Genomic DNA, 22884 nt, shown 5'->3' with positions numbered 1-22884 from the left:
ACTTACATTAAAGCTCCTTAATCTGCTTCGTAAGTTCCATAAACCGTTCATCCAGTGCTTTATATTCTTTGTCGTTAGAAGTTAAAAAGCTTAATTTCCCTAGTACTTCTTGTCTCTCTGTTTCTAACGTTAAACGTAGCTCTTCAATATCATCTCTTGTTTTCGTAGGTTCTTCTAGCTGCTTTTGTATCGTATTGTTTGAAAACACGAGTTTTGTGTTAGTTGTTTTCTCCAAAAAATATCGATCGTGAGATACAATTACTAATGTTCCGTTATACTCAGCTAATGTATTTTCAAGTTGTTCACGTGAAGGTAGATCCAAGTGATTCGTCGGTTCGTCTAAAATGAGTACATCTTTTTCATCTAAAATATAAGCCATTAGCTTACATTTTACTCTTTCTCCCATACTCATATGCTCAATCGGCTCTTTCCATTGAGAAGCTTGGAACCCTAAATGTTTCATTAAATTTTGGACTTTTCCTCTTTCTTCAAACGTCTCTTTAAAAAATAAATTTTCTGGTGTTTTATCAAGCGGTAAATCAAAAACTTCTTGTGTTAAATAGCCGATGTTTGCAGATGGTGAAATCCATATTTCTCCTTCAGCAGTTTCCGTTCCCATAATCATCTTCAGTAATGTTGTTTTCCCACTACCGTTTGGTCCAACAATCGCAACTTTCTCACCGTGCTGAATTGTAAAATTAACGTTTTCAAATAATACTTTCCCATGAAAGTCTTTTTTTAATTGCTTCACTTCTAAAAAACGTTTTCCTACTTTTTTGTTCGCTTGAATAGAAAACTCAACTGAATACTCTTCTTTCACACGTTCTACTTTCGCTTTCTCCAGCTCTTTTTCAAGTCGTTTTCGTTTTGACTTCACTTGTGCATCCATTCGCTTCGCTTTTACACGATAGAATTCTTTCACACCTTCTTGTTTTGTAGACTGCGCGTGTGCCTTTTGTGACCATGAACTCAATTCTTTTATATGTGTTTCTACTTGTTCTATCTTTTTTTGCTGCTTTTCATATTCACGCTGCTGCGACTTTCTTTTTTGCTCACGTGCTTTCATGTAGCTCGTATAATTACCACTATGCTCAATTAATTTTTTGTCCTCAATTGACCATATCTTTGTTGCGACAACATCTAAAAAATATCGATCATGCGATACAACGATAACTGTACCTTTCATGTTTTTTATTTGTTTAATGAGAAATCCCGTACTGATCTCATCTAAATGATTTGTCGGTTCGTCTAATATTAAGACATTAGGATTTTCAGCAAATCCTTTTGCTAATCGAATTTTCAGCTTTTCACCACCACTTAAAGTATGAAAATCGTTCGTTGGCACGCCCCATTTCGCAAGAAGTTCTGCTTCTTTTGCAATTACATCATTACTAATAAAAGATTCTATTTCTTGCTCAACATATGCTGTTGTCATATTCATTTGCATCCATTCAACAGTACCTTTTGAAGGTTCAATCTTCCCGTTTATTAATTGAAGTAACGTTGATTTACCAGCACCATTTTTACCGATTAATCCGATAACATCCCCTTGTTTTACTGTCACATTCATTTTCTCTAACAACATATTTTCTTTTATTTCAACATAAACATCATTTAATTTTAATAGTTCTTTCATAAATATCGATCCCTTTCATTAAGGGAGAATAAAAAAATCCTCCCAAATAAATTTGGCAGGATTAGTCATTACATTATTTATACCCAAATAAGCTATTGCGCAATATAAATAGCAATACCGTTGTTTGGAATTGGGCAGACTAATCCTATTTTTTAGAAATTGAAATTTATTGAATTTCAACATTTAAAAATAAGATTAGTTAATCATCGTCCACCCATCATTCCTTTCCGTCATTAATAACCATATTGTACCATACTAGTACTGTATGAGTAAATGCAATTATTTGTGCTGTTAAAAAGATCGCTTTCTTTTAGGCTTATTTATCATTTCTTAGCTTCATATTGAACAAGCACAAATTACATTGATTGTAATACGTCCTTTAGATTTCCCCAGTAGTAAACTTCTAAGCACTCTCTCTTATATAAATTTTATATAAAAACAAAATGTTATTCGTTATCCAATAACCACTTATTGTTTTTCGATAAATTTTTAAAGATTATTCCCTTGTGATAAGCTATTATATCTTTACAGAAAATAATAATGTAAGGATTGATTTTATGGACAGGACATTAAAAATCACAAAGTTAAATATGTTTTTAATGATTTTTCTCATCCCGATTATAGTAGGGATAATTGTTGGTATACTAACTAAATTGGGGCAAAGTATACTTCCTGGACATTGGAATTCATTAGCTAATCTAGGAAGCGTTTGGTTAGTTCCATCCTTTTTTGTGGCTAGCTTTAGTTATTCTAAGCGTACAGCTATACTTTCTGGTATCCTTGCACTATTCGGAATGGTATTAGGCTACTATGGTTATGCAATAGTTATTAAAAATATAGCTCACTCTATTTATTTTATATCTGTATGGATTGTATGTGCATGTATAGGAGGAACTATCTTTGGAATTGCAGGTTTTCTATGGAAAGATACTACAAATCCACTTCATAAATTCGGAAGCTCACTTATTAGTGGAGTTTTTGTAACAGATGGACTTCACATTCTTTTAAATTTTGAAGACTATAGTCACATGTTACCTGTTGGATATACCGAAGTCATAGTCGGGATTATCTTGATTCTTGTATTAGAACGCTCTAATGCTCATCGAATTTCTTCTTTCTTAATGATGATTCCTATCACTATTTTGGGATTAATTGGATATAAATTATTAAGTTTGTTTACTTAATTAAAATTCATAAAGCTAGCTCTTTTAAAGGGCGAGCTTTTTTCTTACAATAAACTATTTATATATTAATAAATTATTAAATCCCTCTCATTTAACAGCCTTATTTATTATTGTGTCATTACACATACTTACACGACCTTTTATTAGAATCATACCAGTCTTGTATATCATTTCATTTAATCCATATAAAGTAAGGCTAAAAAACTTATTTCAAAAGTTCTTTAGCCTGAGTCATTTTACACATTAAAAAATATAATACGTACAACGGTACCTTTACCAACTTCTGAATAGATTTCTACACTATGTCCTAATTGCTTCGTAATTTCATATACGAGATATAGCCCCATTCCAGTTGATTCTTTAAAATCTCTACCGTTTTCTCCTGTAAAGAAAGGTTTGAATACTCTTGGTAAATCTTGCTTCGGTATACCTACACCATTATCAGCAATTTCAAGTATAACATTATTACCTTCCTTACAAGCTTTCACTTTAATTTTCTCTCTACTACCTGATGAATATTTAATCGCATTCGATAGTATTTGTCCGATTAAAAATTGTAACCATTTCGCATCACTTTCTACAGTAATGTCCTTATCAATTTCAAGCTCTGGATATACAAAATTTCGGATAAAGAAACGTTTATGCTCATGTACCGAATCATTCACTATTTTATGTAGTTGTACTCTTTCTACATAAAAATCTTGTGTAAATGCTTCTAAACGTGCGACATACAGAGCCATTTCTAATCCCTTTTTTAATCGATCAGTTTCCTCATTTATACTTTCAAAACGTGAATCTACTTCATCCTGTGTAATTAATTCTATTACAGATAAAGGTGTTTTCATTTGATGAATCCACTGATTCATAAAGGTTAAATGGTCATTATTTTTTCTCTCTTGCATTTGCAGCTGATTTTGATAATGTCGATATTGCACCTCAAGTAGTTCTTGAAGAGCAGCCGATACAGCTGCAAAATCAGATTTTTGAACAGATTCATCCAAAGATTGCATCGGGTTTGCTAGGCGCTCATAAAAAGAACGATGTGTAAAATAACGAAACACTAAATAACTTCCCATAAAGAAAACACCTAGAAACATTGCATATAACGCCGTTGTAATATGATTATGCCCATCAAACCAATATACGAGAAATATAGCTAGTAGTTGAATTATGGTAAAGCAAATAAGTGGTATATGATCACGTATAAACAACCTTATCATTTTTCTATACCATTATCCCAAGTAATATGAAATCTATATCCAACACTACGAATCGTTTCAATCGCACCTTCTATATGCAACGTTTGTAACTTTTTACGCACACGTGTTGTATTTACACTTAATGTATTATCATCAACATAAGATTCACTATCCCATAATTTATTAAGTAACACTTCTCTACTCACAACACGCGGATAATTTTTCATTAATGTCTCTAATAAAATGGCTTCGTTTCTCGTTATATCAATCTCGTCATTTCTAAGTTTCAATACAAGTCTTTCAGGATATAAACAAAGACCTTGTTGTTCAATCATTCGTTCTTCTAATTTCGGTGCATAATCTCCATATGCACGTCTTAAATGACTACGAATTTTCGCCACTACAACTTCATAATGAAAAGGCTTCGGAATAAAATCATCGCCACCGTTTTCTAACGCCATAACTTGATCCATCGTGCCTTCACGGGCCGAAATGAATAGTATCGGACATGTTGAAACTCCCCGAATTTGACGACACCAAAAGTACCCATCAAAACTCGGTAAATTAATATCTAATAAAACTAACTCTGGTTGTTCTTCTAAAAAAATGTTTAATACATTTTGAAAGTCCGATACAATAACTCCTTGATAACCATATTTCGCAACATGTGTCGATAATAGTTCTGCAATTTTCATATCGACTTCTACAATCATAATTTTGACCATTATTGAACTCCTTTTTAATCCACAATCTCAAATATACTTATATAAAATAAATACTACCTCTTTTCACAAAATCAGTAAATTAAAAAAAGGATGCTTTTATACAAAAGTATCCTTTTTCGTCCCTTATCTATTTAATGTGAAATTTACTAAAAGTAAATCCTAGTTTCTCCACATAATCCATTCCTAGTTCCATACGCGCTGTTTTCAGCGGATCCACAACTTGGCAAACTTTTAAATTACCTACTGCCGATAATAAAAGCGTTGCATCAGCTTTAGACATTGCTAATTCTTCATGTAAAAATGTCACCATATTACGTACAGCACGATTTGCTGCATCATCTAACAATTTCTCTGAAGCAATCGTCATCATTTTTTCTTTTTGAATAGCCATTGGTAATGGCCATTGTTTTCCTTTTATAATTTGAACTGTTACCGTTACCTCACCAGCAACCTCTACACCACTAACACCAATTTCACCATCACCCATTGCTGCGTGTAAATCACCTAATGCTAATAGTGCTCCTGGGACATTAACTGGTAGTAGTAATGTTGTTCCTTCTTTAATTTCTTTACAGTCCATATTCCCGCCGTGATCATGCGGTTTGCCACATGAAATGCTCTCTTCTTTCGGTGCAGTACCAATTACCCCAATCATTGGATTAATCGGGATTTGTAGTTCACTTGAAAACAAAACATATTCATTATGTATTGGGACAATTTTCACTGTATTTTCATTTAACTCATCACCCATTACACCAAGGTTTGCACCTGTAGTTAAAACGCCCTGCTCTGCAATTTCAATTTTTTCAATCGTTACGACTAATATATCGCCAGGTTCTGCTCCTTTAACATATACAGGTCCAGTCGCTGGATTAATTCGGTTCCAATCTAATTCTTGTAACACAACATCTTCAGAATCGATTTGATTTTCAAAGCAATCATATGTTTCAAATACAAGACTGCTCCCAATTTCTACTTCCATACACGGCTTATTTTCTGGTGACATTGAGTAAATGATATGGTCTTTATGAATTCGATACATAATACCTCTCCCTTTTATATTTATCTACTATTACTAATTAGCTTTTTTTATACAAGCTCCTCTTAAAATTAAATGTTATTTTTATGTAAAAAAGCACGCAGATTGTTTTATAACATACACTCTTTACTATAACAGAAAGGTGGTATCACTATGCCCCTTATTCCATACAACGAAAGTGATGTTGATTTACTAGCTCGATTAATTCGTGCTGAAGCTGAAGGCGAAGGTCGCCAAGGTGAGGAGTTAGTTGGCTGCGTAGTAGTAAACCGTGTATTTTGTGATTGCTTAGATTTTAAACAACTCCGTACCGTACGAGACGCTGTATATCAAAGCCCCGGCGGATTTGAAGCAGTACAATATGGATATTTTTATCAACGCGCTCGTGAATCAGAAAAAGAAATCGCACGAAAAGTTTTACAAGGTCAATGGCGCTGGCCTGCACGATGGGCTCTTTGGTATTTCCGTCCAGTTGGAGCTTGTCCGCCTGAATGGTATAATCAGCCATTTGTAGGACAGTTTAAAAGCCATTGTTTTTATGAACCAAGTGGTGATGAATGTCCGAAATGTATTCACGATAGTAAAATTTGCAACGCAAGTACTTAGAAATTTTGGTACTTGCGTTGCTTTTAACTGTGTTTTAGAAATCTAATAGTGTGATGAAATTTTCTATGCCTACTACATGTATTAATAATGGTATACGAGGACCATTTGATTGATTCATAATGAGCTTATATATAATAGTGAATAATTGTTTTTGATTTTCTTTCATTATTTTTTTATTTTCATGATGACAAATCCCATATAATTGCTCCATTAAGTTAGAGTAATCTTTATTAGAACGAAGTATTTTACAAACTTCTACTAGCCATTCTTTCTGCCTTTCATCTAATGTGTAGTAAAACTCTGCATTTTTCTCCTCATTTACCGCGATTAATTTTTCAGATTGAAAGTTTCTTATCCAATACTCTGCGCGATTACTTATCGCTCTCATTTCATCTAATGCATAGCTCCTATCTATTTTCTTTAATATCCCCTGTAAAATAGTTGAATCAAAATTTAATAATGGTAACGTTCCTGCTACTTGATTAAATTTCGGATATTCTTTAATCTCACTATCAACTCTAGAGATTTTAATTGCATCAAATAAATCTTCATTTTTGAGCGTTTTATTTTCATAACTATCTTTCAATCGCTCATACTCTGTATAATTACGAATCACATCTTCATCCAACCCAATATGAAAAGCAGCGCCTGGTTTGTATTTTGCAAACATAAAGAGAATTACTTCTGGTATATACACTTTCAATAAATTGCTTGGTGTAATACTATTCCCTGAAGAACTAGACATTTTTTCATGATTCCCTTTAATACCAATAAAATCGTAAGCAACGTAATGAGGCACTTCTCGATTGAATATTTTCCTTGCAATTTCTTTTGATACATTATAACTACCCGTTTCTGATGAATGATCTCTACCGCCCGGTTCAAAAATAACATCCTCTATCATCCATCTCATCGGCCAATCGATTTTCCAGTTTAGTTTCATTTTATTTGTATTTAATACGGATAACTCTTTTTCATTTCCGCATTCACATTCATACCGGACTGTTTTTAATACTTCATCAAAATGTGTAATAGTTGTTGTATCTTTTCCGCATCTCTCACAATATAATGTAGCTGGATAAAAGCTCTCTCGCTCTTCTTCACTACACTCTCTAGTTTTAAAACCCATTAAAATATCATATATTTCTTTTCGTTTATACAAGGCCTCTAATATATTTTTGTTATACCTTCCGCTTCTATATTCATCATGTTGATAAATAAATTCTACTTCAATTCCAAATGCTTGAAGCGATTTTTCAAACTCTTTTTCAAAATGCTCCGCATACGAGTTATGACATCCATACGGATCTGGAATATCACAGTATGGCATACCAATATACTTTGCAAAAGATGGATCAATATTTTTTGGAACTTTTCTAAACCTATCATAATCATCCCACGAAAATATAAAACGAGTCTTTTTCCCTAAATCTTGAAGTGCTCTTACTACGAAATAAGTCGTTACGATTTCACGAAAGTTCCCAATATGAACAGAACCTGACGGACTAATTCCAGATGCACAAACAAACATTTCTTTATTTGGATGTTTCCTAATTAATTCATGTGCTACTTCATACGCCCAATGCATATATTACTCACCTCAATTATTTTTTGTTTCTCATTTCCAGTTTTATGCAACAAAAAAACTCCCACCCCCAAGATTATTCATCTTGAGGACGAGAGTTGTTAGCTTCGCGGTACCACCTCAGTTTGTTAATATGTCACCATATTAACCTCTTCAGGTACGGCAAAATATGCTTATACCCTATCTCTATAACGGGAGAACCCGTCGCACCATCCCTAAATAAATTAGTTCCTTGCGCAGCTCCAAGTCTTTTTTCATTAAGATGTATACCGCTCTTTCTCAGCTACCAGAGCTCTCTGTACGTATTCTTTCTTAACTACTCTTCTCTTCTATGCCTTAAATATTAGTTTTTTAATATGATAATTTATAACACTTTTATTGTCAAACTTTTCCGAATCGAAATCGTAAAATTATCTAAAAAAATTCTTTATCGCTTCTAATTGAATTTTGTGGCTACACTCATCACAACAATATGCCCCTTTTGGTTTCTCTTTAAATCGCTTATATTTTTCACTGCCTTCGTAAACACGAAATATATTCTTACAAGAAAAGCAAACAATCTCATAAAACATCATATGCATTTTCCTCTCCTTGTTTATACACTTTTTTAATCACTTGAGAAGGTCATTTTTCTACAGTATAAATTTTAATATCCTTTGACTAAAAGGTTTACCTCTATTCTTATCGAATTATATTAATATCTTATAACGCGAGGTGAACATCTTGTTCAGTAATATAGAATTAGTTTTAGATGCTAAAGCAAGTTTAGCCGAAGGACCATGTTGGAATGGAAAAAAGCAACTTTTATATTGGGTTGATATTATGGAGAGAAAATTATGCATATATAATCCTACCGCTAATACGAACCGAGTAATTGTTCTCAATCAACAAATTGGCTGTGTTGTTCCATATTTAGAGGATGTACTACTCTTAGCTATGGAAAACGGCTTTTATTCTATTAATGTAAATACAGAAAAACTGACACATATTTTTGACCCTGAACCACATTTAATAGAAAATCGTTTCAATGATGGAAAATGTGATCCAGCTGGTCGTTTCTGGGCAGGTTCTACAGATACATACGGTATGAATGCTGCAGGTTCCTTGTATTGTTTACATCATAATTTAAGTGTAGAGAAAAAAGTTTCACATGTAAATACATCAAATGGAATTGCTTGGTCACCTGATCATACATACTTTTACTTTATAGATACACCTACTAAAAAAGTGGTTCGCTATCAATATAATATACGTACTGGAGACATTCATAATCCAAGTGATGTAATCAATTTCTCTGAAAATGATGGTCTACCTGATGGTATGACAATTGACGAAGAAGGTTGTTTATGGATTGCACATTGGGGAGGTTCAAAAATAACTAGATGGAATCCCTTTACTGGAGAACAAATATTAAGCATTCCAATTCCCGCGTTATATGTAACATCATGTACATTTGGTGGGCCTAATTTAACAGATTTATATGTTACAACAGCCAGAACAAGAATGAGTGATAACGAATTAAAAGAGTATCCACATGCTGGTGGTATTTTTCGAATTCAAACAAATGTTAAAGGCTGTCCCACCTATTCATTTTGCAATAAAAATATTGGAGCTGAAACAATGTGAACCGTATCGATTACATAAGACAAGAAGAAAAGAAATATCACGACCTTTGCTATGAACAATATAAACTGTTTGAAGCTGGCTCTTGGCTTTTCAAACCAGTTAAAACGGTTATGGACTTGATGAACCACTTTGACGGACAAAACAACTTGCAAGTACTTGACCTTGGCTCTGGCGTTGGGAGAAATAGCATTCCAATTGCAAAAAAAATAAAAAATACTAGCGGCACCGTTACATGTGTTGATTTACTTAATTCCGCTTTAACAAAGCTACAAATTTATAGCAAAGAACATGATGTATTCGAGGCTATAAAAACAGAAGAAGCAGCAATTGAAAACTATCATATTGACTCTAACGCTTATGATTATATCGTTGCAGTATCAAGTTTAGAACATTTCAGATCAGAAGAAGATTTTAAAAATGTACTCCACTCTATGAAAAGAGGTACAAAAAACGGCGGTATTAATTGTTTAATTATTAACTCTAACATACAAGAAATTGATTCAATAACGAATGAAGAATTAGAAGCTTTAATTGAAATTAATCTTTCAACCGAAGAAATGATAAGTACTTTAAAAAGCATTTATAAAGAATGGAAAGAACTAAAAGTTGAAATAAAAGAATTAGCTTATGATATTGTTCGAAATGAAAGACACATTCAATTAAAAACAAATGCTATATCGTTTGTAGTTCAGAAATAATCGTATAATAAAGATATGATTATTTCTCTCAGATTTATTTTTATTGCACGAAATTTGCAACTATAAATATTTATGAAACAAAAAATAAAAGAGCACTTGTTTCCGCAAGTGCTCTTTTGGGGATTTTGAGATACCCTATTAACGAAAGTTAAGGTTACTTAAAGTTAAAAGGTATTTATATTATATGCTTGTCCTTTTTATTTGTGCATAATCAATATATAAACATCTTTAATCATTCTTAATAACTTTTAGTTATCGTTCTTTCTTACATTTTATCATTAAGAAATTGATTGAAGGTTTATTTGCCATGTTCTTATTTGGTTCATCAATTTCCGAAACTTGTACTAATCTATATTGATTAAAATCTTTTTTTATAGATTCAGAATCATAAAAGAACATTTTTACACCGTCCATTATCTCATAATAATCTTTATCCAACTGTTTTCCTTTTCCGTACATGGGAGCTTTTTTAGAAACAGTTGTAAAAACCATATATCCGCCTGGTTTTAACTGATTATAACAATCTTCAATAAATTTCTCTCTTTCCTGTTCATTCAACAAATGAAGAAGTGCATGACTAAATATCCCATCATACAGTTTATTATCAAAAGGCATTTCGTTTACTGAACCGTGATACATACTAACATCTTCTAGTCCGTTTTCTCTTGCTAAATCGATTGCTGTTTTCGAAATTTCAATACCTGTTACATTTATACCATTATCGATAAAAACCTTTGCATTTCTTCCATATCCAATACCCGGAACTAATATATTCTTAACGTTCTTTTCAAGAAAAAAATCTTTTGTCAAAATTGCAGATTCTGTAGGTTCAAATCCCCACATCGTTTGTTTTTCGATAAAACTTGATTCCCAAAATTCCATTATGTATCTATCTCCTTATTTTCAATCCATTTTTAGTATCACATGAAAAACTTATAAATTTTAACGCTGCGTCTACCTATGCCAAATTAGTTTTTTACCACATTCACTATAAGTCCATTGAATATAGCACAATTATAAGCCTATATCTATTATAATGATTGGTTTAAAATCCACCCTATTTTATTAATCCTTACGTTTGTAGAAAAATAAAAAAGCCAATACTTCCGTTATAGTATTGGCTTTTTCTCACGAGAAATTATCTTTTTATATTGTACCGATCTAATACTTTTTCTAACATTTCTAAAGTTATTGGTTGTGCTTCTTTTATTAATTGATAACCAATACGACCATTCGGTTCCGCTGTAACTTGCTGTAAACTCTTTACGTCATGAATCCCTTTTTCTCTTAATTGCATATAAAGTTGTTGTTCCGACATTTTTGCCTGCATCAAATTCTCTTTTACAATCTCTCCGTTTTCAACAATTATAATGCTACTTCCATTTAAAAATTGTTCCACCTTCCTTGATTTCAATTCAAAGAAATGAATGATAAGTAATATGCTTGCAAATATGATAGCCGCGAATATAGATGGGACTACTTTTCTACTTAATACAGGTTCTACAATAATACGGCCAATTGATACAACTATAATGATTTCAGCTCTTGTCATTTGGCTCACAGATGTACTACCTGTCATTTTCAAAACAATTATTCCAGTAAAAGTTAATATAATAATTTCTTCCCAAATTATATTCATAATAACCCAATCCTTTAATGGTGTATTTTACTATCATTGCCATTAAAGGTGTGTTTTACTTACCTATTAAATTGTTAAATCCTTCAGACCATGATGGAAATAAAGGTGTCCATCCATACTCTTTACGTGCCTTATTATTGGAAGCTCCTCTTTCCCAACTATTTTTCCCATCTTGAACTTTAGGCTTATGTGCCCCTATCGCTGCTGCATATATTGGTAACCATTCTTTACTAGTTGCTGGATAATTATCTACAATATTTACGATTCCTGAAGGCCAATTAAGGGATAGCATAGTAGCTCTTGCAGCATCTTCAACATGTATAAACGAGCTTATCCCGTCTGATGCGATAATTTCATTATTACGAACTTGATTTGCTATTAATCCGTTTTCCGCATACCATGTTCCTGGTCCGTATAATGTGCCGTAACGAAGTATAACCGATTCAGGTAACTCAGTAACAGCTTTTTCTAATTTCAATATGCCATTAACAGTGACTTGCCGAGGCATAGAAGCAGTAATATGTAGTGAGTCTTTTTCAGTCGCAAATGTATCCCCTGGTTCATACGCCCATGAAATACTTTGAGCGATTATTTTCTGTACCCCTACATTTTTAGCGGCATCGACAAGGTTACGAGTGCCTTTTGTTCTAATTTTTGCATTATCCTCAAAATTCCATGATGACAATGACGTTAATTGATGAATAACTACATCGGGATTTGTTTCTTCTAATACAGAAAATACAGCCTCTCTATTAAGTACATCAGCTATTACTGGTATGGCACCCAACCTTTTCATTGCTTCTACTTGCGAAGTATTACGAATCATCGCAAACACCGTATGCCCATTTTTTATTAACATTGGCAATAAAGAACGTCCTATTACACCAGTTGCACCTGCTACAAATATTTTCATATATGTTCCTCCTCATTTAATAATCATAAATGTGACGAAACATTTGTAAGGTATGTGACAAATATTTGCTCATTTTTTTCGTTATTCATATGAAACATATACTTTTAATGGTTTAATTATCCCTAAACTCAATTCATCAAAGCATTGTATGAGTGAAGTATAATGTATTTCATGTTGAAAGATCTCCTCTATAAATGGTGTTTTTCCTATTTCTTCAAAAAACCAATCTGCATGTTTTTGATAATCGTATCCGTCACTTGATCCAATAATTTGCAATTCTTTCTGATAAAAGTTAGCAGTTAATGTTAGTTCTTCTATATTACCATCAGACAGTATACATATTTTACCATTAGTTTTAAGAGCTTTTTGCAAAGTATGGAACCCACTATTTGTAGCAGAACATTCGAAACCATAATTATATGTTTCTATTATTTTCTCTTCTGAATCATATATGTTTTTCGTACCAAACTTCTTTGCAAAATCTCTTCTATTTTTATTAGGCTCAACAACATCCACGTGCTCAATGCCTACATAGTATTTTAAGAAATAACAAGCGAGTAAACCAATAACTCCCATTCCAATTATAAGTACTTTTTCATCCTGTCGCGGGTTTAGTTTCAATACTCCTTTAGCGGCATCACATGAAAGAATAGATAATAAAGCAATTTTAGGTTGTATAGAACTAGGCACTCGAATTACTTTATGCGCCTTAACTATCCCTATCGTTTCATGTCCATAAAAAGAAACTACTTTATCACCTACGTTTACATGTGTTACTTGATTACCAACTTCAATCACTTCACCATAACTTTCATATCCAGTTTTTCTTGGATAAAAAGGATGCGGATCTGTAACATCGGATCCATTATACTGTGGTAACTCGGCCCCAATGCTTATCGATCCTGCGATTGTTTTAACGATAATTTCATCGTCCTGTATGTCCTTAATTTCATTTGTTTCCCACTTAAGTTGTTTCGCACCTTCTAAAACTAACTTATATTGTTCCATTCATATCCTCTCACTTTATAAAAATATATTCTCACTAAATTTCAAACAATGTATAATAGATTCATCCAAAATTAAAGCTATAGCGTTGGCTAGCACCCAACAGTGATAACATGATAATTGAATTTGATGGATATAGAATAAACGAGTATGTTATTGGCCGTAACTGTTCTATTAACGAATTAATAACGATGTATTTAAATGTAAAAAATGAAGAGATATCTAATGAGGATCTGCTAAGCTTATTTTGTGTACGCTATCATTACAAAAAAATTCCAAAGTTACTACAAGAAGACGTCATAAGCAATGTTGTCATTGATTTAGATACGGACTATATTTATATCCCAAATAGATAACAGTAAACTAAATTGAATGATTAGTATTTACGATTCAGCTAAGTGTTTAATAAAATAAGTAATTGCCCAAATTAATGTCGCAAATTGAGTGACAAAATACATTGTCCATTCAAAGCCAGTCAATTTTCTCTCTCGTTTAACCTTCTTTAAGTATCTGTAAAATATGAATGTACTTAAAAACATAAGTAACAATGATAATTGTTGTAAATCATCGACTATACGTACCGCCATAGACTCGATCTCCCTCCTATTCAAAATATAAATTATAATTTAATGATAGCATCTAACAGTAAAATATTAACATTAGTTTAACAAAACTTTAAAAATGTATAAGACTATGTATAAATACAACAATTTCCTAATCATAATTTTATAATTTATCTTTTAACGTTGAATTCTCAGCAGTTCATACTCAAACCAATCGATTTTATTATCTATTGAATTTACTGATAAAAAAATTATTTTAATACCCATCTTTTTTACCATTATTTAGGTTTTTAATGTGCTATTATATATTTATAATTAACAAGAAATAAGAAAGAAGGGGTTGTTGTGGAAACAAAGATTTTGGAAACTGAGAAAAACATTGCTTCGAAATCTCTTTTGGCTTTTAGTTTATTAATTACTACCGGGATTGTATATCAAATTTTTGCGGTTTATTTAGGGGGGAATCTACCCCAATTGTTAGGAATACTTATTGAAGCTTTATGGAACCTTGTATTATGTGGAATTATAGGATACTATTTTTTAGGAAAAATATCATTAGAGCAATTTAAACATTTTCGTTTTAAAACTTTACTTTGGGGTGTGCCTTTAACTATTATCGTGGGTATGGGTTCCAGTTTAATATTCAGTTACATTTTTGAACCTGCAACTAAAAATTCTGTTGCTGAAGTAATAAGTATTTATATGATTTTATTCCGTATACCATTTATGTTAATGGGTGAAGAATTGATTTGTACTAATATAATTATTGCATTACAAAAATTAGGATTGAAATTTAGTACAGCATCCATAATATGTAGTTTATTGTTCGCTTTATGGCATATTCCAGCTTACGGTTTTGTGCCAATGCAATTATTAATAACTATAATCCCAGTTAGATTAGCACTAAATTATATATGGAAAAATTCAAAAAGTGTTTGGGTGAGTTGGATTTGCCACTTTATTTTTGATTGTATTTCATTTTTACCAATGCTTTTCAAATAACTATTTTGATAGTTAAGAGAAGTTCATTATTTGTGTACAGTATAAAAAATAGAGCACTCGGCTCTAGAGTGCTCTTAAAAATATTAATTTTGATTCAAAACATTCTCCTCAAAATAATTACTCCCAATATTTTGTTCATTTTCTAACGCTACTACTGTTTTTCCAGCGTATCTGTTGCCCCAGTCACAATTGTTACTTCCCTTTGTAATGGTTTCATTTTATTCAGCCTCATTTTTATAATTCAACTGTATAACTTTTGATATATGTTCTCTTTCATATTTCCTTGTGTGGACTCTGTTATTTGGAGTAACTAATTGCAACAAAATGTCATCACAAACACCATCCGCAATTTCAAATTCACCTTTTCATGTGAAATACTATGCATTTTATTTTTAATTGAATTTTCACATCTGCTATAGGTCGGTTATTTTAATCTACGATAATACCTTTTGAATACTCAGTAATTGCTATGCATTGATCATCTTCTTTATAATATTTCGTAACTACCAACGCTCCAATTACTATGGCAATAGCTACAAACAAGGTTATTATTTTTCGCCTCACAATAAACCTTCCTATACGTATTATTCTTTTTTAAATTGAAAATCTAAACGCCCTGATTGCTTGATTTCCTCAATTACTTTACGAATACCTTCTTCAATCTTATCTTCTTTTACATTCGAAACATTTAACTTTAACAGTTTTTCTTTAGGAAAATTCCTCATATAATTCTTATCAATAGTATCGACACTTATTTGCCTGCCACCTAATTTTTGTATAAGTGTTTCTGTAACTGTGTTTTTCTGCATTTCTAAACAAGTGTGTATTCCAAATGTGTTTTGTCTATTATATGTAAATAATGATGGATCTTCATTTTGCACTTTTTCTAATGTTTCTGCTAGTTTTATTGATCTATTATAGTAGGAAGAATTAATTTTACTTTTATGACGTTCAAACATACCGCTCTTTATATAAATTTCTAAAGCCGCTTGAGAAATCATCGGACTATCAATATCTAGTATCTTTTTGTATGTATAGAACGCATTTGCAATGGATGGTGGAATGACCGCAACTCCAACCCGTAAACCTGGAAAAATAATCTTCGAATAACTTTTCAAATATATGACATGACTACAATTATCCAAGCTATATAATGGATCTGCTTTTGAATCAGTTTCTAAATCTGCTAAATAATCATCTTCCACTATAAATACATTGTATCTCTTAGCCAATAGTGTGATTTTTTCTTTCTCATCTTTAGAATAAGACGTTCCAAGCGGATGATGATATCTCGGTATCGTATAGAAGAATTTTATTTTTCCGGTTTGAAATATTTGCTCCAATTCATTCAAATCGATACCTTCATTCGTACGTTTAATACCGATTACAGGAACTTTATTTATTTCTAGATAATCAATATATAGATGATATGTTGGTTGTTCAATTAATACAGTTTCATTTCCATTCGGAAATGGTATAGAAGTTAATATAGCAAGTGCCTGCTGAACACCTGATGTTATAAAAATATTTTCTTCTTTTGTAAAGACTTGATAATTTGCTAGTTGTTTTTGAATAACTGGTATTAAAGATGGTAAGCCTTTCGGCGTTCCATATACAAACAAATCATTTTTATACGTATCAATAGCCTTATTAATACAATGTTGAAAATCTAAATACGGAAAAACATCTGGATCTGGTGCTGAGGAGGCAAAATCAATTATCTCGTTATTTTCTATAGTACTCTCTGATTTTTTAACAACGTAGTATCCACTTTGAGGGACAGAATATATAATGTGACGCTTTTCTAATTCATGAAGCGCACGTATAACTGTTGCCTTATTACATTCATATTGCGTAACGAGTGACCGTATAGACGGTAATTTCTTTCCTTCTCTTATTTCTCCATTTTTAATCATATTTTCTATGTCGTTTAAAATATGTAAATACTTATACATCTTACACCTCCTTCAGTAATTCTATATTTAATTATATCGATTTTTCATTCATATAGCATTCATTCCTCAATTAGTTAATTTTCCGATCATCTATATCGTAAATCCCAATAGCATATGAATCATTTTCAATCCATTTCTTTACTGCTTCTGTTTTAAGTACAACTTCAACTTCTTTTTCTATTTTCTGTCCAAGTTCTCTCGCCCCTACTTCATCATCGCTAATCTTAGTTTTTATATCAATGGTAACAGGTTGATTCTTTTTATAATTTATTTGCTGAATACCAAACCCTTCATATCCATTTTTTCTGAATACGTCATCAAATATATGTCCAAAAACTTGATTCCATCTACTCTCTGCCTTTACAACTTCTCTATTTCTTTGAGTTATATTGATTTTATAAGACGTTACACCTTGTATCACCAATCTTTTATTAATATCATTTTTTATTTCGTTACTATCTTCGCTATCAGCAATCTCTAAATCTAATATTCTTTCTTTTTCATCTCTTATAGCAGCACTAAAAAAAGATTCCTCCTTTACCGCTGCTGTGGCAATATCCATCACTATAGAATCTTCACTTTTAGCATCTTCAATGTCATTCTCACAGGCACATAATAAAGCAAGTGGAAATAAAAATACAAGTAACTTCTTTCCCTTTCTCATGCAGCACCCCTCCATATATTTTCATTTACGATAAACTTTTTACTTTGACATATAAATACCTTCTTTAATTATTAAATTTAACATTATTTCACATTTACCCCACTTAACAAGGGAATTACAATTAATAAATAGAATATCTCTATGAATAAATACAAAGTGAGGGATATATAATGCAACGTGTAAATACGATTGATATTAGTAATGTACTACAATTGGAAAAAACTCTTTCGACTTTATTAAATAAAATGATTTCTTCAAAACTAGACCTTGAAAATTGGTTAAAAGAGCAGTCAAAAGTAATTTGGGACATCGAAGAACAATTAAGATCACATTACATCGCCTTTCAATGTAATACGGATGATGAAGAAATAAAGGATACTTTTGAACATGATCAACAATTTGTAAAGCCACTTTTAAAGCGATACCAAAATTTATTGGATAATAAATATTTAGAGTCACCTTTTCGAATGGAATTAGATTCTAATGTATATGGTTTATTAGATACAAAAATAAAAAATGCTCAAAAGTTATTTTGTGAGGAAAATATCGAATTAGAAATAAAGGAAGACAAATTAGTCACAGAGTACTTTGAAATCACTGGAGGATTAAGTGGAATTTGGGACGGAGAAGAAAAAACGATAACAGAATTACAATCCTATTTACAAGATTCGAATCGTGACACCCGTAAAAAGGCAAAAACCATTATTTCTGAACAATTTTTATCTGTTGAAAAAGAACTGCAAAACATATTAAATCAATTAATTGAAATTCGCCATCAAAAAGCAAAAAATATTCAACTAGAGAATTATCGCGATTATATGTTCAAAAAATACGAGCGTTTTGATTATTCAGCGATAGATTGCTATGAACTAGCTGAATCCATACGTAAGTATGTTGTGCCTCTTAAAGATAAAATATTGCTAGAGAAAAAAGATAAACTGCAATTGGATACACTTCGCCCGTGGGATGTATCAGCTGTAACTCCAGATCAAAAAGTACTTAAACCTATTGCAAATGAAAATGATTTAATTGAAAAGAGCACTCATATCTTTAATAAACTAGATGTTGAATTTTCAGCACTTTTAAACCGAATGTATAAACACAATTGTCTTGATTTAACAAGCCGCAAAGGAAAAGCAGCTGGTGGCTTTTGTGAGTACTTACCAGCTTCACAATTATCTTATATTTTTATGAACTTAAATTATACACAAGATGATATTGTCACTTTTATACATGAAATGGGTCATAGTATTCATAACGAACTCATAAAACCATTAAAATTACGACAGTATATAGAAATTCCAGCTGAAACAGCTGAGCTAGCCAGTATGACAATGGAGTTATTCTCGCTTAATTATTGGGATACCTTCTATACAGACAAAAAAGATTTAAAACAAGCAAAAATTAACTTCTTTAAAGATGTTATTTCATATTTACCTATTATGCTTATTGTCGATCAATTTCAACACTGGCTGTATGAAAATCCAAGTCATACTTCTAAAGAAAGAAATGAAAAATACTTACAACTTCAAAAACATTATCAGTCTAGCGTCATACATATTGATGGCTACGAAAACTGGATAGCAACGAGTTGGTTACCTGTACTCCATATTTTTGAAGTACCATTTTATTATATTGAATATGCGATCGCCCAACTTGGTGCATTACAAATGTATAAACAATATAAAGAGGATCCTAAGCAAGCGCTAGAAAATTATAAAAAGGCATTATCACTAGGAAGCTCGCAATCTATAAAAGACGTGTATGATGCAGCCGGTATTCGTTTTGATTTTTCTGGTGAAACAATTAAAGAACTAATGCTATTTGTAGAAAAAGAATTAGAATTACTTGAGCAATTATAAGAAGAAAGCTGCACCTATATTTTTGGTGTAGCTTTCTTCTTTATTTTATTAATCAGTTCTATGTACTGAGTATCTCCATATCCGATTGTAGGAAAAAGATGAAACAACTTCGTTAATAATTCTTGAGTTGATAAATCTTTATTTTTAGAAATGAATTTCATTACTGCATTATCTTCTGTTAACATTTCTAAAAATAAGTCTATAGCCTGATACATTACAGGTGGTACCTTATGGGAGGTCTTTTTATGGTTTACTAATACTTCATTGTATATAGAAGAATACTTCCCCAATTCAAGTTCAATTTGATTTACTTTAAATTCATCCTCTCTAAAGCTATTTAAGTATACCTTCCCTTCATAAACAGACTGTTCAAGGTGAGAAAGTATGGTAAGTAGGTTCATTTGACAAAACATATCTTCACCAAACCATAAAACAATACATTTATAATTTTTCGTAAAAAGTTTTTCTAACGGATCTATAACCTTTTTTGTATAACTTTCTACGGAACTGTTATGTCCTTCCGCTCTTGTTTTAATAAAATCCTCATCAAAAACTTGTGTAGTAGCAGGGTTCACACACATTGCCTCATTAAATGGTGCATAATCAGAATCACCCATTAGCTTTTCGTTTTTAAATTCTTCATACATAACTTGACCATTTAATATGTTAAGTACCTCTTTATCAAATAGCTCACTCTTCCTATCTCGTAACTGTTCAAACTCTATTTTTCTAGAAATATTCATTTTAAACGCCCCTTCTTTATTTAAATTTAGTTTAACAAATGATTGAATAGGCATTTTGTTAAGTTGATATTCTCTTGGATTCATTCCAAAAACATTTTTACATATTCGATTTAGCCGTTCCTATTTATAGTGCGATAGAATATTCATTTGCTGGAAATGGGAATATCGTTGACTATGAGTATTCTATTACAAAAGCACTATTTGAAGGCTACCAAAAGGAAAATGAGCTACCAAAAGAGATGAAAGACAAGTTTCCGTTATTTATTAAATTAAAGGAGATTTTTGAATATAGCTTAATGCATATGTATTGGGATAAAGAAGAATTAACGGAGGAACAAGTACGGATTATGAACCTTTATAGGATGAAGATCGAAAATAAGAATACCTATATCAATATTTAAGAATGCTGTTGTTTAACTGCAAGGAAAATTTGGTTAAACAACAGCATTTATTAATTAGCTGACAGCCTTTTTTATGACTTATAAATACTGATTCAATAATCTTTTCAAATACACTTCATTTTGCGGTGATACTTTTTCAGAAAATCTAGCTGCAATAATTATAGGAGCCCATTGAAAAACTTCATCTCTTGATAAGCCGGTACGACTGCAATATATATGTAAATACATCTCAGCTAATTCTACCGAAGATTGTGAGTACAACAAATATGTTCGAAATACATCTGCGCGAATATCCCCTGAACTAGCATCTACCCAGTCTATAACTTTCACTTTCTCTTCCTTACTCAAAATTAAATTAAATGGATGGAAATCTCCATGACATAGCCTAAAATCAAATGTAATAGAATCTAATTTTAGTAATATGTTTTTCTTTTTGTTTTCATCCAATTTATGTACAGATTTAATTTGACTCTCTAACCTTTCCCTCATTAACTCCATTTCATCTGTATTTACATGTATAGCATGGATTTTTTTTTGCTCATTAACACAAAGGCCGATATAACGCTCTGCCTCATTTAAATTATTAAGCAGAAGATCACCAATGTTGTCCCCTTTTACATGTTCCATAATAATTGCCTGTCTATTTTGTATCTTTATTACTTCAAATACGTTTGGAACTGGCAGCCCGCATGAATACGCATATTTTTGTTTTTTTGCTTCATTCATAGACTCTGTATCTGGGAGGTAATCTTTAAATAATTTTACAACCTTATCATCAGTTAAATAAATTTCTGCAGTATTCCCTTTTGCAATTGGATTACCTAAAACCACTTCATTTCTCCCCTTAACATAAATTAAAATAACACCTTGTACTTCTCTTTAAATTCACTGTAACCCTAGCTAAAACCTTCTTCACGAATATACAAAAAACTTACCGCTTTTCATCCTTAAATAGAAAGCGGTAAGTTTAATTGTTTAGGAATATCAGAATGAAACTCTGATGTATGCACAATTGAAAATGTATATCCTTGCTCAATAAATGATACTTCATTACGTTTACATTCAAATGATACACTATTTTTCTTAAAGTTATTTTGGATTCGCTGTAAAAATGCGACGTCTGGTGTTCCGAAAGAAACGTATACTTTCGGTGATAGAGCTTTCATCGCGATTGGAATCCAAGGTCGCTGCCACCAAGTCGCGACGATATATGCAGTGCCACCTATAACAAAGTTAAAAATATCCCCATCTTCCATCGTTTTCATATTTAGATTTGATTTTAACCATTCCGTAAAAACAGGTACACTTTTAACAGGAAGACCAATTTCCCTTACGTATAAAATGTTTAAAGGTGAGTGTGGTACTAATACATCCTCTTTAACATAACTATGTGCGATAATTTCGAGTAGATTTCCATCTCCGTCTTTAAAGTATAAATTGAATAGACCATTCTCTTCACCAATTACATTTCCATTTTGCCATTTTACAATGAGTAATCCAGAGTCCTTTAACCATTTTGCTGTTTCATGGAATTTTGAATATGGAATTTCAAAAGCAAAATGTGCAGGTGCGATTGGTTCATACACTTCTTGAAAACTAATTGTTGTATAAGGTGTTACTTCAAATTGAATGAAGGATGCTGTTTCTTTTTTTATTGGAAAAGATAATATGTCCTTATAAACTTGTTTTACCCCTTCTATGGAAACCGTTTGTAGTTTTATATCTGATATATGTGTAATCACTTTACATTCCCCCTCATTTCTTATTATCTATTCGTATTGTATTACACTTATAAATAGATAAAATCAAACGGAAGGATGGATTTTTCATATAGAAACT

24 protein-coding genes, 1 pseudogene and 1 other annotated feature are annotated in these 22884 nt (G+C 31.7%); of the genes and pseudogenes, 8 read left to right on the top strand and 17 right to left on the bottom strand.

Annotated features, from left to right (window positions below):
• Positions 1-7 precede the first annotated feature (7 nt).
• The gene (abc-f, locus tag BC_RS12720; RefSeq protein ID WP_000661373.1) at positions 8-1636 is read right to left on the bottom strand and encodes a ribosomal protection-like ABC-F family protein; all 1629 of its coding nucleotides are present in this window, start codon (positions 1634-1636) and stop codon (positions 8-10) included.
• 557 nt (positions 1637-2193) lie between these two features.
• On the opposite strand from abc-f, the gene BC_RS12715 reads away from it, so the two are divergent.
• Positions 2194-2820: a DUF6518 family protein gene (locus BC_RS12715; protein WP_000376264.1), complete on the top strand. Its 627-nt coding sequence runs from the start codon at positions 2194-2196 to the stop codon at positions 2818-2820.
• A 236-nt stretch (positions 2821-3056) separates the two neighbouring features.
• On the opposite strand, the gene BC_RS12710 is transcribed toward BC_RS12715, so the two are convergent.
• The 3 genes from BC_RS12710 to BC_RS12700 all read right to left on the bottom strand — a co-directional run bounded on the left by BC_RS12710 (position 3057) and on the right by BC_RS12700 (position 5786).
• Complete coding sequence (locus tag BC_RS12710; RefSeq protein ID WP_002183605.1) at positions 3057-4040, bottom strand: sensor histidine kinase; 984 nt, start codon at positions 4038-4040, stop codon at positions 3057-3059.
• Positions 4037-4744 carry a response regulator transcription factor gene (locus BC_RS12705; RefSeq protein ID WP_000239010.1) on the bottom strand — a complete coding sequence of 236 codons (708 nt, stop codon included), beginning with the start codon at positions 4742-4744 and terminating at the stop codon, positions 4037-4039. The genes BC_RS12710 and BC_RS12705 overlap by 4 nt, the downstream gene beginning before the upstream one ends.
• Positions 4745-4871: 127 nt before the next feature.
• Positions 4872-5786: an acetamidase/formamidase family protein gene (locus tag BC_RS12700; RefSeq protein WP_000285667.1), complete on the bottom strand. Its 915-nt coding sequence runs from the start codon at positions 5784-5786 to the stop codon at positions 4872-4874.
• Positions 5787-5936: 150 nt separating this feature from the next.
• Here BC_RS12700 and BC_RS12695 point away from each other — a divergent pair, with 150 nt between their 5' ends.
• Positions 5937-6389 (top strand): cell wall hydrolase, encoded by a 453-nt coding sequence (locus tag BC_RS12695; RefSeq protein ID WP_001128401.1) that lies wholly within the window; start codon positions 5937-5939, stop codon positions 6387-6389.
• A 34-nt stretch (positions 6390-6423) separates the two neighbouring features.
• Here the strand turns inward: BC_RS12695 and lysS are convergent, their stop codons facing one another.
• Together lysS and BC_RS12685 are read right to left on the bottom strand one after the other, a co-directional pair.
• On the bottom strand, positions 6424-7977 hold the full coding sequence (gene lysS, locus BC_RS12690; RefSeq protein ID WP_000558598.1) for a lysine--tRNA ligase: 1554 nt from the start codon (positions 7975-7977) through the stop codon (positions 6424-6426).
• 81 nt (positions 7978-8058) lie between these two features.
• Positions 8059-8315 (bottom strand) — a binding site (T-box leader).
• Between the two features lie 69 nt (positions 8316-8384).
• Entirely contained in the window at positions 8385-8555 is a 171-nt protein-coding gene (locus BC_RS12685) for a DUF2197 domain-containing protein (protein WP_000551042.1), read from the bottom strand.
• A gap of 142 nt (positions 8556-8697) precedes the next feature.
• Here BC_RS12685 and BC_RS12680 point away from each other — a divergent pair, with 142 nt between their 5' ends.
• Both BC_RS12680 and BC_RS12675 read left to right on the top strand, forming a co-directional pair.
• A complete protein-coding gene (locus BC_RS12680) occupies positions 8698-9600 on the top strand; it encodes an SMP-30/gluconolactonase/LRE family protein (protein WP_000492432.1) in 903 nt (300 codons plus the stop codon).
• Complete coding sequence (locus BC_RS12675; RefSeq protein WP_001079448.1) at positions 9597-10298, top strand: class I SAM-dependent methyltransferase; 702 nt, start codon at positions 9597-9599, stop codon at positions 10296-10298. The genes BC_RS12680 and BC_RS12675 overlap by 4 nt, the downstream gene beginning before the upstream one ends.
• A gap of 252 nt (positions 10299-10550) precedes the next feature.
• Here BC_RS12675 and BC_RS12670 read toward each other — a convergent pair whose 3' ends face one another.
• From BC_RS12670 to BC_RS12655, 4 genes are all read right to left on the bottom strand, one after another.
• Positions 10551-11180, bottom strand: coding sequence for a class I SAM-dependent methyltransferase (locus tag BC_RS12670; RefSeq protein WP_000397610.1), 630 nt, complete (start codon positions 11178-11180; stop codon positions 10551-10553).
• A 256-nt stretch (positions 11181-11436) separates the two neighbouring features.
• Positions 11437-11937 (bottom strand): DUF421 domain-containing protein, encoded by a 501-nt coding sequence (locus BC_RS12665; RefSeq protein WP_001021692.1) that lies wholly within the window; start codon positions 11935-11937, stop codon positions 11437-11439.
• A 55-nt stretch (positions 11938-11992) separates the two neighbouring features.
• Positions 11993-12850, bottom strand: a complete 858-nt coding sequence (locus BC_RS12660; protein WP_000689435.1) for an NAD-dependent epimerase/dehydratase family protein — start codon at positions 12848-12850, stop codon at positions 11993-11995.
• A gap of 81 nt (positions 12851-12931) precedes the next feature.
• Positions 12932-13858: a zinc-binding dehydrogenase gene (locus BC_RS12655; RefSeq protein ID WP_000438854.1), complete on the bottom strand. Its 927-nt coding sequence runs from the start codon at positions 13856-13858 to the stop codon at positions 12932-12934.
• A gap of 110 nt (positions 13859-13968) precedes the next feature.
• Here BC_RS12655 and BC_RS12650 point away from each other — a divergent pair, with 110 nt between their 5' ends.
• Positions 13969-14211, top strand: a complete 243-nt coding sequence (locus BC_RS12650) for a hypothetical protein (RefSeq protein ID WP_002195526.1) — start codon at positions 13969-13971, stop codon at positions 14209-14211.
• A 27-nt stretch (positions 14212-14238) separates the two neighbouring features.
• Here the strand turns inward: BC_RS12650 and BC_RS12645 are convergent, their stop codons facing one another.
• A complete protein-coding gene (locus tag BC_RS12645) occupies positions 14239-14442 on the bottom strand; it encodes a hypothetical protein (RefSeq protein WP_000290886.1) in 204 nt (67 codons plus the stop codon).
• A gap of 321 nt (positions 14443-14763) precedes the next feature.
• Between BC_RS12645 and BC_RS12640 the strand changes: the two genes are divergently transcribed.
• Positions 14764-15420 carry a CPBP family intramembrane glutamic endopeptidase gene (locus BC_RS12640; RefSeq protein ID WP_000448287.1) on the top strand — a complete coding sequence of 219 codons (657 nt, stop codon included), beginning with the start codon at positions 14764-14766 and terminating at the stop codon, positions 15418-15420.
• 218 nt (positions 15421-15638) lie between these two features.
• On the opposite strand, the pseudogene BC_RS28035 reads toward BC_RS12640, so the two are convergent.
• The 3 genes and pseudogenes from BC_RS28035 to BC_RS12630 all read right to left on the bottom strand — a co-directional run bounded on the left by BC_RS28035 (position 15639) and on the right by BC_RS12630 (position 18039).
• Positions 15639-15984: pseudogene (locus tag BC_RS28035) on the bottom strand (carboxypeptidase regulatory-like domain-containing protein).
• A gap of 20 nt (positions 15985-16004) precedes the next feature.
• Positions 16005-17375 carry a PLP-dependent aminotransferase family protein gene (locus BC_RS12635; RefSeq protein ID WP_000280110.1) on the bottom strand — a complete coding sequence of 457 codons (1371 nt, stop codon included), beginning with the start codon at positions 17373-17375 and terminating at the stop codon, positions 16005-16007.
• 70 nt (positions 17376-17445) lie between these two features.
• Positions 17446-18039 (bottom strand): DUF4030 domain-containing protein, encoded by a 594-nt coding sequence (locus BC_RS12630; RefSeq protein ID WP_001225383.1) that lies wholly within the window; start codon positions 18037-18039, stop codon positions 17446-17448.
• Between the two features lie 170 nt (positions 18040-18209).
• On the opposite strand from BC_RS12630, the gene BC_RS12625 reads away from it, so the two are divergent.
• On the top strand, positions 18210-19901 hold the full coding sequence (locus BC_RS12625) for a M3 family oligoendopeptidase (RefSeq protein WP_001190028.1): 1692 nt from the start codon (positions 18210-18212) through the stop codon (positions 19899-19901).
• 14 nt (positions 19902-19915) lie between these two features.
• Here BC_RS12625 and BC_RS12620 read toward each other — a convergent pair whose 3' ends face one another.
• Positions 19916-20728: a hypothetical protein gene (locus tag BC_RS12620; protein WP_001069556.1), complete on the bottom strand. Its 813-nt coding sequence runs from the start codon at positions 20726-20728 to the stop codon at positions 19916-19918.
• Here BC_RS12620 and BC_RS12615 point away from each other — a divergent pair.
• Positions 20719-21045 (top strand): hypothetical protein, encoded by a 327-nt coding sequence (locus tag BC_RS12615; RefSeq protein ID WP_002195523.1) that lies wholly within the window; start codon positions 20719-20721, stop codon positions 21043-21045. The genes BC_RS12620 and BC_RS12615 overlap by 10 nt on opposite strands.
• Before the next feature lie 78 nt (positions 21046-21123).
• On the opposite strand, the gene BC_RS12610 is transcribed toward BC_RS12615, so the two are convergent.
• On the bottom strand, positions 21124-21876 hold the full coding sequence (locus BC_RS12610; RefSeq protein ID WP_000242836.1) for an aminoglycoside phosphotransferase family protein: 753 nt from the start codon (positions 21874-21876) through the stop codon (positions 21124-21126).
• 116 nt (positions 21877-21992) lie between these two features.
• Positions 21993-22787 (bottom strand): VOC family protein, encoded by a 795-nt coding sequence (locus tag BC_RS12605; protein ID WP_000627924.1) that lies wholly within the window; start codon positions 22785-22787, stop codon positions 21993-21995.
• Positions 22788-22884 lie beyond the last annotated feature (97 nt).

Source organism: Bacillus cereus ATCC 14579 (assembly GCF_000007825.1).
In the GTDB taxonomy this organism is placed as follows: domain Bacteria; phylum Bacillota; class Bacilli; order Bacillales; family Bacillaceae_G; genus Bacillus_A; species Bacillus_A cereus.
This window is presented reverse-complemented; position numbering and strand designations above follow the sequence as displayed.

Bases quoted from the DNA above. Each gene is read 5' to 3' on its own strand.
- BC_RS12700 (WP_000285667.1), bottom strand. From the start codon at position 5,786: ATGTATCGAATTCATAAAGACCATATCATTTACTCAATGTCACCAGAA.
- BC_RS12715 (WP_000376264.1), top strand. From the start codon at position 2,194: ATGGACAGGACATTAAAAATCACAAAGTTAAATATGTTTTTAATGATT.
- abc-f (WP_000661373.1), bottom strand. From the start codon at position 1,636: ATGAAAGAACTATTAAAATTAAATGATGTTTATGTTGAAATAAAAGAA.
- BC_RS12660 (WP_000689435.1), bottom strand. From the start codon at position 12,850: ATGAAAATATTTGTAGCAGGTGCAACTGGTGTAATAGGACGTTCTTTA.
- BC_RS12635 (WP_000280110.1), bottom strand. From the start codon at position 17,375: ATGTATAAGTATTTACATATTTTAAACGACATAGAAAATATGATTAAA.
- BC_RS12705 (WP_000239010.1), bottom strand. From the start codon at position 4,744: ATGGTCAAAATTATGATTGTAGAAGTCGATATGAAAATTGCAGAACTA.
- BC_RS12620 (WP_001069556.1), bottom strand. From the start codon at position 20,728: ATGAATCCAAGAGAATATCAACTTAACAAAATGCCTATTCAATCATTT.
- BC_RS12695 (WP_001128401.1), top strand. From the start codon at position 5,937: ATGCCCCTTATTCCATACAACGAAAGTGATGTTGATTTACTAGCTCGA.
- BC_RS12665 (WP_001021692.1), bottom strand. From the start codon at position 11,937: ATGAATATAATTTGGGAAGAAATTATTATATTAACTTTTACTGGAATA.
- BC_RS12625 (WP_001190028.1), top strand. From the start codon at position 18,210: ATGCAACGTGTAAATACGATTGATATTAGTAATGTACTACAATTGGAA.
- BC_RS12645 (WP_000290886.1), bottom strand. From the start codon at position 14,442: ATGGCGGTACGTATAGTCGATGATTTACAACAATTATCATTGTTACTT.
- BC_RS12710 (WP_002183605.1), bottom strand. From the start codon at position 4,040: ATGATAAGGTTGTTTATACGTGATCATATACCACTTATTTGCTTTACC.
- BC_RS12630 (WP_001225383.1), bottom strand. From the start codon at position 18,039: ATGAGAAAGGGAAAGAAGTTACTTGTATTTTTATTTCCACTTGCTTTA.
- BC_RS12655 (WP_000438854.1), bottom strand. From the start codon at position 13,858: ATGGAACAATATAAGTTAGTTTTAGAAGGTGCGAAACAACTTAAGTGG.
- BC_RS12650 (WP_002195526.1), top strand. From the start codon at position 13,969: ATGATAATTGAATTTGATGGATATAGAATAAACGAGTATGTTATTGGC.
- lysS (WP_000558598.1), bottom strand. From the start codon at position 7,977: ATGCATTGGGCGTATGAAGTAGCACATGAATTAATTAGGAAACATCCA.
- BC_RS12670 (WP_000397610.1), bottom strand. From the start codon at position 11,180: ATGGAATTTTGGGAATCAAGTTTTATCGAAAAACAAACGATGTGGGGA.
- BC_RS12685 (WP_000551042.1), bottom strand. From the start codon at position 8,555: ATGCATATGATGTTTTATGAGATTGTTTGCTTTTCTTGTAAGAATATA.